At 35.9% G+C, this 11,480-nt stretch carries 9 protein-coding genes; 2 read left to right on the top strand and 7 right to left on the bottom strand.

All coding sequences use genetic code 11. From position 1 onward, the window contains the following. Positions 1-179: 179 nt before the first annotated feature. The 3 genes from HMPREF2811_RS06705 to HMPREF2811_RS06695 form a co-directional block, all read right to left on the bottom strand. Positions 180-2,540 (bottom strand): endonuclease MutS2, encoded by a 2,361-nt coding sequence (locus HMPREF2811_RS06705; protein ID WP_071408668.1) that lies wholly within the window; start codon positions 2,538-2,540, stop codon positions 180-182. Between the two features lie 240 nt (positions 2,541-2,780). Beyond that, positions 2,781-3,332 carry a CvpA family protein gene (locus HMPREF2811_RS06700; protein WP_066126052.1) on the bottom strand — a complete coding sequence of 184 codons (552 nt, stop codon included), beginning with the start codon at positions 3,330-3,332 and terminating at the stop codon, positions 2,781-2,783. Between the two features lie 21 nt (positions 3,333-3,353). Then, on the bottom strand, positions 3,354-3,653 hold the full coding sequence (locus HMPREF2811_RS06695) for a cell division protein ZapA (RefSeq protein ID WP_071408667.1): 300 nt from the start codon (positions 3,651-3,653) through the stop codon (positions 3,354-3,356). 158 nt (positions 3,654-3,811) lie between these two features. On the opposite strand from HMPREF2811_RS06695, the gene rnhC reads away from it, so the two are divergent. Both rnhC and HMPREF2811_RS06685 read left to right on the top strand, forming a co-directional pair. Next, entirely contained in the window at positions 3,812-4,729 is a 918-nt protein-coding gene (gene rnhC, locus HMPREF2811_RS06690; RefSeq protein WP_071408666.1) for a ribonuclease HIII, read from the top strand. 435 nt (positions 4,730-5,164) lie between these two features. Further along, positions 5,165-6,076 carry a helix-turn-helix domain-containing protein gene (locus HMPREF2811_RS06685; RefSeq protein ID WP_071408665.1) on the top strand — a complete coding sequence of 304 codons (912 nt, stop codon included), beginning with the start codon at positions 5,165-5,167 and terminating at the stop codon, positions 6,074-6,076. Positions 6,077-6,303: 227 nt separating this feature from the next. Here the strand turns inward: HMPREF2811_RS06685 and HMPREF2811_RS06680 are convergent, their stop codons facing one another. The 4 genes from HMPREF2811_RS06680 to HMPREF2811_RS06665 all read right to left on the bottom strand — a co-directional run. Then, positions 6,304-7,542 (bottom strand): peptidase U32 family protein, encoded by a 1,239-nt coding sequence (locus tag HMPREF2811_RS06680; protein WP_071408664.1) that lies wholly within the window; start codon positions 7,540-7,542, stop codon positions 6,304-6,306. Positions 7,543-7,552: 10 nt separating this feature from the next. After that, a complete protein-coding gene (locus HMPREF2811_RS06675; protein WP_071408663.1) occupies positions 7,553-8,473 on the bottom strand; it encodes a peptidase U32 family protein in 921 nt (306 codons plus the stop codon). A 159-nt stretch (positions 8,474-8,632) separates the two neighbouring features. After that, on the bottom strand, positions 8,633-9,745 hold the full coding sequence (ald, locus tag HMPREF2811_RS06670; protein WP_071408662.1) for an alanine dehydrogenase: 1,113 nt from the start codon (positions 9,743-9,745) through the stop codon (positions 8,633-8,635). A 320-nt stretch (positions 9,746-10,065) separates the two neighbouring features. Further along, the coding region (locus HMPREF2811_RS06665; RefSeq protein ID WP_071408661.1) for a M3 family oligoendopeptidase at positions 10,066-11,480 on the bottom strand (1,415 nt) is incomplete at its 5' end.

The following is an 11,480-nucleotide window of genomic DNA, read 5'->3' as shown; positions in this document are numbered from 1 at the left end:
TAACGCCCATGCTGGGCGCACAAATGAACGAGCAAACTCTTTATTGCTGAGAGGTTGCTCGTTTTTTAATCTAAAATTGATGTGCGTCAGCGAAAAATAGTACCTAATGAGAAATAGCGCTCAAAATTGATCGATAAGCTATTTTATTAATATTGAGTGATAATTTTGACTTGGCTTAATTATTTAAAATAGACCACGGTTGAACCATTGCCGCCAGCATTCGGCGCTGAATATTCAAAATGATCGACTTGTGGATGGCGTTTTAAAGCTTCACGAACCCCTTGTCTGAGGGCTCCTGTTCCTTTTCCATGAATGATGGTCACCATTGGGTGATGCGATAATAAGGCACTATCTAAATATTGACTTAGGCGATGTAAGGCATTTTCATAGCGTTCACCACGTAAGTCCAAGGTGGTTTGTACTTTCGGACCTGCGCTACGCTGAACGTTCACTTTTACTTTCGATTCCACTTTATCCAATGGTTCTAATTCATCAGCTTTTACTTTCATCTTCAGAATACCCATTTGGACAATATACTCTTCGGCGCCTGTTTGTTCAACAATGGTACCTCGTTGTCCATAAGAAATGACTTCGACATCATCGCCTTCATGAAATTGGCGTTGACGTTTCGCACGACGAAGTACTTTATTTTTCTTAAGGTTTTCTGGCATTTTCAAATCATCAAAGGCATTTTTCTTATCTATTAAGACATGTTCCTTAATATTATCACGACTACCTTGTTCTAATTGCAACTCACGAATTTCTTGAAGTATTTTTTCTGCTTGATTTTTAGCCTCTTCTACTTTTTCATTCGCTTCTTGTTTAGCTTTTTCAACGATTTGATTTTTTTGCTCTAGCCAACGATTATACTCTGTTCGTAAGTCTTTATGAAGTTGTTCAGCTAAAGCAAGCTGTTCTAAGGCTTCTTCATGGGCTAATTCAGCTTCGCGACGCTCTCGTTCTAAATTCGCTACCATTTCATTGACGGACTGAGTTTCAGTGTCAATACCTCCACGTGCTTCTTCTAAAATATCCGCTCGTAGTCCTAATCGTTGAGAAATATCAAAAGCATTACTAAGTCCTGGCACACCAATTAATAGACGATAAGTTGGCGATAATGTCGTGACATCAAATTCCATACTGGCATTGATAGTTTTTGGCGTATCGTGTGCATATAATTTGAGTTCAGGATAGTGTGTAGTGGCCATGACCGTCGCGTCGACTTTACGGAAATAATTCAAAATCGCCATTGCCAAAGCGGCCCCTTCTTGCGGATCAGTACCTGAACCTAATTCGTCAAATAGTACTAGCGATTGATAAGTCGCTTGTTCTAGAATACGGACCGTATTGGTCATGTGACTCGAGAACGTCGATAAACTTTGCTCGATCGACTGCTCATCTCCAATGTCTGCAAAGATATCGTCAAAGACACCCACTTGACTTCCTCGATCAGCTGGAATATGCAATCCCGTTTGCGCCATCATTTGTAGTAAACCCAGCGTTTTTAAGAGAATGGTTTTCCCACCGGTATTAGGTCCCGTAATAATCAAAGCACGATACTCTTCGCCGATAATGATATCATTGGCTACAATATCTTTAGCATCTATTAAGGGGTGACGCGCTTGCCACAATGCTACATGATTATCCACTGAAAATTTCGGCTTTACTGCCTCGAACGCACGAGCATGTTCTGCTCTTGCTTGAATAAAGTCTAATTCACTAACCATTAATTGATTGTGTTTTAAAGATTCATAATGCGGCATCAATTCGACTGATATTTCCATCAAAATTCGTTCAATTTCTTTACGTTCAGCCACTATTAATTCAGCCCGCTTTTGATTTAAAACCATTACCGCTTGTGGTTCGATATAGAGTGTTTGCCCCGTACTACTTTGGTCATGAATACGGCCGCCAAATTGATTACGGTATTCTGCTTTAACCGGTAAAACATACACATCATTACGCATGGTCACTAAGGTATCGGATAGTTGACTCGCTTTTGATTTGACTAATTGATTTAATTGATTACGGATTTGTTCTTCTGTTTGTGTTTGTTGACGGCGAATTGAAGCTAGCTCGGTGGAAGCAGTTGACAATACACTCCCCTCTTCAGTAATTGATTGTTCAATTAATTTTTCAATTTGAGGCAAATGAACACATTGGTCGACCCACTTTGATAAAGCCGGATAAACTTTATCATCCTCAGCCAATTCGTCAAAAAAAGTAATTAATTGTTTAATCGTTTTTAACAGACGACCTACTTGTGCAATCTCCAATGCATTTAAACTGGCTTCTAATTTTAAACGTCTTAAAGCCGGTGCTAAATTATTTAAACGAGGTATCGGCATGACTTTACGTTGTGTTAAAATACTTAATGCTTGTTCAGTTTCTAATTGCCATTCTTCAAGCTGATCTAAGTCAGCACTAATCCGCATGGCTTGTACTTTTTCTTTCCCTAATTCTGTTTGAATATATTGTTGTACTTGTGCTTGTACTTTAGCGAATTCTAATGTTTCATAAATTTTTGTATTGGAACTCATTGGACACTCTCCTTCAAAAAGACAATAAAGGAGTGGGCATGAAGTTGAAAATCGATTGATTTTCGCTTCGTCTGACCACTCACCACTACGCTATAAAATAATCAGCTGGAACCAAATAGAATTTTTAAGTCGATGACCAGCCTCTTTCAGACGCAGTTTGAAACCACTTATCACTGCGCTATAAAATAAACAGATGAACTAAATAGAATTTTTAAAGTTTTGTCCAGCCTTATCATTTGTTTATCCAAAAGGATTAACCGTTAACCACGTTTCTGCCGCCCATTTTGATAGAAAAGGCGTATCAGCAACAATGCGATAAGCGAGTGGATTATCAACAAACTGTTGTTGAATAAACTCAATTGGAATTAACGATAAAATAAATAAAAAGATATAAATCATGACAAAAGTAATCAGTAGATTGATTAAGCCACCACCAATATAATTAACAATACTTAAAACATTATAATAAGTAATTCTAGTGAAAAACACGGCTAAAAACTTCGTCAATAACCAACCGATTAACCCAATAACGACGAAAGTAACAGCGCGGTAAAATGCTTGGTCTACTAAAAAGCTTTGTGCTTCATCATAAAATATCAAATTAGTATTTTGCTGAACGGATGGAAATGGAATAATCATCTCGACATATTGAGATAAGGGTTCAAAATATTTGGTAGCTAAGATAAAAGTAATAACATAACCTAACAATTGCACCAATTGCATTACTAAACCACGTCTAAATCCGGTATAAAAACTATAGGCTAAGATAATTAAAATTATAAAAGTTAACATCAGACAGCCTCCTCTTTAAAATTATTTTCGATATGGAATATTAGCATTTAATTTAGATGATGCTGGAGCTGATTTTAACTGTTCAAGCTCTGCTTCTAATTCCATAATTTTAGCTTCTTTTACGAGTTGATCACTGACAGCATTGACTGCCATTAAAATACTGTGATCCATAATAGATAACTGAGGGGCTAATCCAGATAATTGACTTAATTGATTATTCACTAATTCAACTACTGCCTCCATGTGTTCGTTTGAACGTTCACCAACAATTGTATAAGGTCGCCCAGCAATCGTCACATTAAAACGACGTTTCTCGCTCACAATCTTCTTCCCTTCTGCTATAGTAGTATTTAATATACACTACATTTTATCAGAAAACAGCGTTTATTGCACGTTTTCTAAGAAGTTTCATATTTAATTCAATCTTTACTAACCCTATGATATAATAAAAGAGCATTTATAAATAAGGAGGGATTCGATTGTCTAGTCAAACACTCGTATTAAGTCCTGAAAAAATTAAGGAAATGGCAACACATTATCAACATTATATGCAGTCTCCAGTTCCTTATAGTATTTTCCGTGCCAAAAAAAACGGCATTGTCATTACCGCGTATCAAAGTGGTAAAGTTCTTTTTCAAGGTAATGGTGCCGAAAATGAAGCAGCTATTTGGGGAACTGCCAGTCAAAAAACAACATTGTCAAAAACCGCTGCCACTACACATTTACCTCATGATTTTGCTGATTGGACGATCATTGGGAGTGATGAAGTAGGAAATGGCAGTTATTTTGGTGCTTTAACCGTTTGTGCCGTCTATTTACCGAAAGAAAAGCAGCCGTTAATGAAAGAACTAGGAGTTAAAGATTCAAAATTATTGACGGATAAACAAATTATCGAGCTGGCTTGGCAAATTAAAGAATGTGTGCCTTATCATTTAACCGTATGTTCTCCTGAGAAATACAATGAAGCCAATCAAACACGTAATGCCAATGCCATCAAAGTCTCCTTACATAATTTTACTATACAAAAATTAATAGCCAAGCTATCAGACAATGAAAAAAATCAATTACAAGGTATATTAATTGATGAATTCACTAGCGAAAAAAATTATTATCAATATTTAAAAAAGGAAGCAAATCCATATAAAGGTAAAATTTATTTTGAAAAAAAAGGCGAGAGTCATCACTTAGCAGTTGCTTGTGCTTCTATTATTGCACGGGCTGCCTTTCTAGAATCGCTAACCAAATTAGGTAAACCTTACAACACCGTCCTACCATCCGGTGCCGGTTTAAATGTTGATCAAATTGGAAGACGCTTAGTAAAACAATTTGGTCCTAAAATATTAGATAAAACAGCTAAATTGCATTTTGCTAATACCCAGAAGATTTTAGGTAAATAAAACCAATAAAAGCCGTTTATTATGATGATATTCCCTAACTTGCCTACTCACCTTCCCAATAGTCATTAATAAGGTACAAAAGACGCTGGTTGCTAGTACTTTCTACGAATTTTGTATCAACCAAAACAAGGGATTGACCAGAAGTAGAAAATTGAATAATTTTCGCTTCGTCTGTCTACCCCCGCACAGTTGAGTAGGTCTTAAACAAGTCTTTTGAGTAGGCCTCAAACAAGTCGAAAGACGCCAGTTTGAGGCCACTTAACCACTGCGCTTTTAATTAACGAACAATAATCTTAACTAACTTTATCAAGTTTATGCCCAGCCTCTCGTATTTCGTTCCATCTCATTATGACCTATTAAAAGCCTAATCTCTTGCTATTTAAAGCGTTTTTTCGATATAATTCAGTTGACATTACTAGATGGAGGAACATCAAAATGGATATTAATTATGCGGAAAAAATAAAAAAACTACGACTCCAAAAAAATATGACACAAAAAGATCTCGCGAAAGATATTTGCAGTCAAGGACTGATTTCCAAAATCGAAAAAAATGAAGTTGATTCTGATATTAAAATCTTACATAAAATTGCGCAAAAACTCGATGTAACGGTTGGCTATTTGATTGGTGAAGCGGATGATGTTGGCCATAATATTACTTCTGCTATTCCAAAATTTCAACAAAAAATAAATACCTTTATTGAAGAAAATCGATATTTAGCTCTCGAACATTTCTTTAAAGAAGTGGTGAATGATGCAAGCTTTTCTCCAATCAGTTCAACTTATAAACTATGGATTGAATCCATCATCTTAGCGAATAATTATAATCTTATCGAGGAAGCAATTGCAAATTGTGAACAGGCGATTAGTATATTAGAAAATAAAAATCGACCAGAACTAGGTGACCTTGAACTTCATATTAATTTATTAAATTCGGTTGCTGAGTATTATTTTTCGTTAGAAAACTATAATGAAGCGATTGAATATTTTGAAAAAGCACTAAAATTAGTTGAAAATAAAACAAATTTTTTACACTATCAAATTAAAATTTTATTTGGACTTGCACGTTCAAACTCCTATCTATTAAAGATTATGGAATCCAATTTTTATGCAGAAAATGCGGTTCATCTATCTGCTCAAACAAAAGATTTACAAAGCATCGATTCATTATATTTATTGTTGGCTGATAATGCAATCATTGCAGATGATTTTACTAAAGCAGCAGAATTTTGTAATAAAGCACAGTTAATTGCAGAGATTAAAGAAAATAACTTCTTAATGCCTTACATTAACCGTACTTATGCTAAACTTCAACTAAAAATTAAAGACCAACAAAAAAATAATAAGTAGAAAAATAACAATAGCATATCAGTTTGAGGCGAATGATAGAGTTGATGCGACTGATTATAAAGTAAATCACAAAAAGTTCCTATAAAGGGTCCGACTTCATCGAATTTTATAGGATCAGCTAATGGTACTACAGTGTATTTTCTATTTAAATGCAAAAATCTCCCCTAAAGTAGTTAACTTTTAAGTAGCTACCAGGGGATTTTTTTGTTGCTCAATAAGTTTAGCGATTATTTACGTTTGCGAATCATATCAAATTTTTCAACTGGTTGGTTGACTTTAATTTTACAAATCATCATAGCATGAGGGGCCACTTCTATCGCATTTCCCTCTTCATCCCATAATTCCGTTAAATGTTGTTCAAAATGACGCATACCCGGTCCGTAAAACTCAATATCATCACCAACTTTAAAATTATTGCGTTGTTGAATCGTTGCAATTTGAGTGACTGGATCATAGTCTAGCACTTGACCAATAAAACCATATTGAGGGATTTTACGACGTTTACCAAATAATTGTTCATTTTCTGAAGGAGTACTGTAGTAAAATCCAGTGGCTAATTCACGTTGAGCCGCTTTCCATAATTCATCAACCCATTCTTGTTTTAATTCATAATGATCAGGATCTGCACAATAAGCATCAACAGCCGCACGATAAACATTTGCGACAGTCGATACATAATGAATGGATTTCATGCGTCCTTCAATTTTTAAACTATCAACGCCTGCTTCACATAAATCCGGAATATGCTCAATCATCGCTAAATCGACCGAACTCATAGAGAATTTTTCTTCAATACCTTCTTCACCAGCACCCACCATCTGACGGTCACCATTAATGGCGATATCAAATAAGCCATATTTCCAACGACAAGACTGACAACAGCCACCACGGTTGGCATCACGGTTTTCCATATGATTCGAAAGAACACAACGACCAGAATAAGAAATACACATTGCCCCATGTATAAAAGCCTCAATTTCTACATCGACACGTTCTTTCATTTCATTAATTTCTTCCATGGAAACTTCTCGCGCAAGGACCACTCGTTCTAATCCTTCGTCTTTCCAAAAATTTAAATTTTGATAATTAGCAGCTGAAGCTTGAGTGGATAAATGAATTGGTAAACCAGGCGCTGCATCCACACAAATTTGCATTAGAGCGGTATCAGATACAATCACTGCATCAATCCCAATATCTCTTAGATGACGGAAAAATTCATCGGCTCCCTGCTCATCCCCCTCATGAGTAACCATATTGGCTGTAACGTAAACTTTCGCTCCGCGTTTATGAGCAAATTGCACCGCTTCTGACATCTCATCAAAATCAAAGTTTCCCGCACGACTGCGTAAACCAAATTGTTCTCCACCAATAAAAACTGCATCCGCTCCATAATGAATAGCTGTTTTTAATTTTTCTAAAGTACCAGCTGGTGCTAACACTTCAGGTTTTTTAGTAATAGTTCGCATCTTATTCCTCCTACTTCACAAATCCAGGTTCATATAAGAAGAATCCTGTATCAAGACCACGATTAGCTGGATGTAAAGTTCGCACATCTTCTTCTAGTTTTTGAGCGGCTATTGCATCAAATGTCCCAGCTTCAATTTGATCACGCGCATCAACAAATAATTTCGCAATTTTGACAAAATTAGTTCCTGGCGAGAAAATACCTTCTAATTTGAATTGAGCGACGCCCATATCGACTAAGTCTTGTAAATGTTTCGCTAACAATACATCATTATTGGCAAAAATATGTGTACCATTGCTATCTTGATAGATAGAATAATGACTTTCTGGTTTACGTAGTTCGGATAAGAATAAGCCTCGATCACGTGTCACTGATTCATTTTTGCCGATATAATTATAATAATTTTGCAGTAGTGGACGTTTAGATTGATGAATACAAGTCGCACCATAAACTAAAAATTCCACCGGAACCAACGATTCACGCGCTAATATTTCTAAAGAATCACGCGGTACTTCACGAGCGATTACCGCACCGACCGCTCCTCTTTTAGCCCAGAAATTGATGGATTTACTACTTGTCACTATCACTTGCGCATCATAACGATAAGGTATAAATAAATCAGGATTTTTCATAATTTGAACGACTCCTGGGTCTCCCACCGTTATCGTATCCACATTGATTGATTTTAAAAATTGTAAATATTCAGGAACTTTTTCAATTCCATCATTATGGAAGATTGCATTCACCGCAATACTAACTTTTTTACCTTTCTGATGAGCTAAAGCCACTAACGATCGTTGCTCTTCACGAGTAAAGGAGTAAGGTAATCTCAATCCGAATCGGTCCTCACCAAAATAGAGAATATCTACCCCTGCATTTAATAGGTTTTCAGCTTGTTGGAGTGACTCAACTGTTGCAATCAGTTCAACCATTTCCTTGCCTCCTCTTATAAAAAATACTAATACCTTTCTATTCTATCATAAACCGTTCTGATGATAAATATTTTTTATAATATTTTGGATGCAAAAAAGCAAGAAGTCGAAACATAAGTGTTTCATACTTCTCGCTCACTGCTTTAAGATAAAAGCTCTCTATTTAATTATTTCTAAAATATTTGTAAATTCTCTATCTTGTGAGTCTGCGACTGCTTTAGATGTTAATTTACCACGGTAAGTATTGATACCGGTCATGATGGTTTCATTTTTAAGAGATGCTTCTTCAATTCCACTACCAGCAATTTGTTTCGTATAGCGTAAGGTTGCATTCGTTAATGCGATGGTTGATGTTCTTGGAACAGCCCCTGGAATATTCGCAACAGCATAATGAATAACACCATGTTTTACATAGGTTGGATCTTTATGTGTCGTTGCATGGCTCGTTGTTTCAAAGTTACCACCTTGGTCAACGGCGATATCAATTAAGACAGAACCTTCACGCATTTGTTTAATTGTTTCTTCTTTTACTAATACTGGTGCACGACGACCAGCAATTAAAACAGATCCAATTACAACATCTGAATCCACAACTGCACGATGAATATTAGCTTCATTTGACATTAATGTTTGCACACCATGGCCTAAAATTTGTTCTAATTCTGCTAAACGTTGTGGGTTCACATCTAAAATCGTTACATTTGCGCCTAAACCATAAGCTAATTGGGCACTGTTTAAACCAACAACTCCCCCACCAATGATCGTAACATTCGCACGACGAACACCTGGAACACCACCTAGTAAAATACCAGGTCCACCGTTATTTTTCTCAAGGAAATTAGCCCCAATTTGTACAGCCATACGTCCAGCTACTTCTGACATTGGCATTAATAAAGGTAATGTGCCTTCATGAGCCATTGTTTCATAAGCAACCGCAATAACGCCTTTATCTAATAACGCTTGTGTTAATTCTAACTCTGGTGCTAAATGTAAATAAGCAAATAAAATTAAACCTTCATAGAAATAATCAAATTCTTCTTTAAGAGGCTCTTTTACCTTAATCACCATTTCAGCTTTCCATACTTCTGCAGCAGTCGCTTTAATTTCCGCTCCTGCTTTTGTATATTCCTCATCTGAAAAGCCAGATCCCTCTCCGGCATTGGTTTCGACTAAGACTTGATGTCCAGCATTCACTAATTCACTAACGTTCGCTGGCGTTAAACCAACTCGGTCTTCACTTGCCTTCAATTCTCTTGGTAATCCTATAATCATAAGTTTAAATTCCTCCTCATATGTCTTTACTATAACATAAAAAGGACAAAGGTAAAAATAATATGGTTTAAATTTCGAATAAAATTGCTTTATCTTACCAAAAAAGTCTTAATAATCTGTGTGAAATCAATATATAATGAGCTTAACATCTCGCCAACCTGTGTTGATTAAATGGATTATTTTACTTAAAAATTAGGCTGTTAGTCGCAAATTTTAACCACTGTTTCGATTGCTTCTGCAAAGAAGCCATTTAGCTCGTTTATTATTGCGCAATAAAATTTTTTGTAATTAACTTAAAAGCATTAAAGTGCTAAACAACATTATCTATCATCTTGTGGCGTTACTAGGTCTGCTTCCGCAATATTCTCTAGATAACGGTCCGCTTCCTTAACAATCCCACTTAAGCTTCCCGCTTCAAATGGTGACAATAAGTTGGCAGTATTCACGATTTGTTTGAAACTTTGAGTACCACCAATTCGACAAATCGCTAAATAATCATCCCACGCTTGCGGATCTTGGTCAACTTGACTTCGTTTCCAGAATTGTAAAGCACATACTTGTGCCAGTGTATAATCAATATAATAGAATGGCGAATTAAAGATATGTCCTTGACGGAACCAGAATCCACCTTCTTCTAATAGTTCAATGCCATCATAGTCTTTCCAAGGATTGTACATTTTTTCTAGTTTTCTCCAAGTGGCACGTCGTTGTGCTGGAGTCATTTCTGGATGCTCATATACTTCGTGTTGATAGTGATCGACTAATACACCATATGGTAAAAATGATAACGTGCCAAATAGATGACTATATTTGTATTTCAAGGTTTGTTCTTCAAAGAATAGTTCCATCCAAGGATAGGCAAAGAATTCCATACTCATCGAATGAATCTCACAAGATTCATAAGTCGGCCATACCACTTCTGGTGTTTCAATCCAACGAGAAGAATAGACTTGAAAAGCATGTCCCGCTTCGTGCGTTAAAACATCCACGTCGCCTGAAGTACCATTAAAGTTAGAAAAAATAAACGGTGAGTCAAAATCTGGAATATAAGTACAATAACCACCACTTTGTTTACCAGGTTTAGTGACTAAATCTAATAATTCTTTTTCCACCATAAAGTCAATGAATTCACCGGTTTCTGGTGACAATTCATGGTACATCTTGACACCATTGGCTAAAATTTCTTCCGGTGTTCCTTTAGGTTTAGCATTACCGTCTTCAAACTCAAAACCTAAGTCATAGGATTTTAACGCATCTAACCCTAATCGTTGTTGTTGACGTTGATACAATTTTGATACTAAGGGTACTACATGTTTTAAAACTTCTTGACGATAGATTTCAACATCTTTACGATTGTAATCCAAGCGATTCATACGCAAATAGCCCAATTCAACAAAATCATTAAATCCTAATGCCTTCGCAATCGCATCACGTGTTTTCACTAATTCATCATATAAGCGATCAAATTCATCACGATTTTTTTCAAAGAATTCACTCACTAAAACAGTTGCTTCACGACGTTCTTGGCGATTTGTTGATTGTGTAAAGGGACTCATACCAGATAAATTATAAGTTTGACCTTTATATTCAATCTCAGCTGAAGCAATTAATTTAGAATATTCTGTTGATAATTTATTCTCTTGTTGTAATAAAGGAATCACTTTCACATCGAATGTTTTTAAACTATTTTCAGCTAATTGGAAAAATGTTGCGGGTACTTTCTCTTTTAAATCAT

The sequence above is a fragment of the Globicatella sp. HMSC072A10 genome, from assembly GCF_001811625.1.
GTDB classification, from domain to species: Bacteria; Bacillota; Bacilli; order Lactobacillales; family Aerococcaceae; genus Globicatella; species Globicatella sanguinis.
This window is presented reverse-complemented; position numbering and strand designations above follow the sequence as displayed.

Excerpts from the sequence above, each read along its gene's own strand:
- HMPREF2811_RS06705 (WP_071408668.1), bottom strand. The coding sequence starts at position 2,540 with ATGAGTTCCAATACAAAAATTTATGAAACATTAGAATTCGCTAAAGTA.
- HMPREF2811_RS06700 (WP_066126052.1), bottom strand. The coding sequence starts at position 3,332 with ATGTTAACTTTTATAATTTTAATTATCTTAGCCTATAGTTTTTATACC.
- HMPREF2811_RS06685 (WP_071408665.1), top strand. The coding sequence starts at position 5,165 with ATGGATATTAATTATGCGGAAAAAATAAAAAAACTACGACTCCAAAAA.
- HMPREF2811_RS06680 (WP_071408664.1), bottom strand. The coding sequence starts at position 7,542 with ATGCGAACTATTACTAAAAAACCTGAAGTGTTAGCACCAGCTGGTACT.
- HMPREF2811_RS06675 (WP_071408663.1), bottom strand. The coding sequence starts at position 8,473 with ATGGTTGAACTGATTGCAACAGTTGAGTCACTCCAACAAGCTGAAAAC.
- ald (WP_071408662.1), bottom strand. The coding sequence starts at position 9,745 with ATGATTATAGGATTACCAAGAGAATTGAAGGCAAGTGAAGACCGAGTT.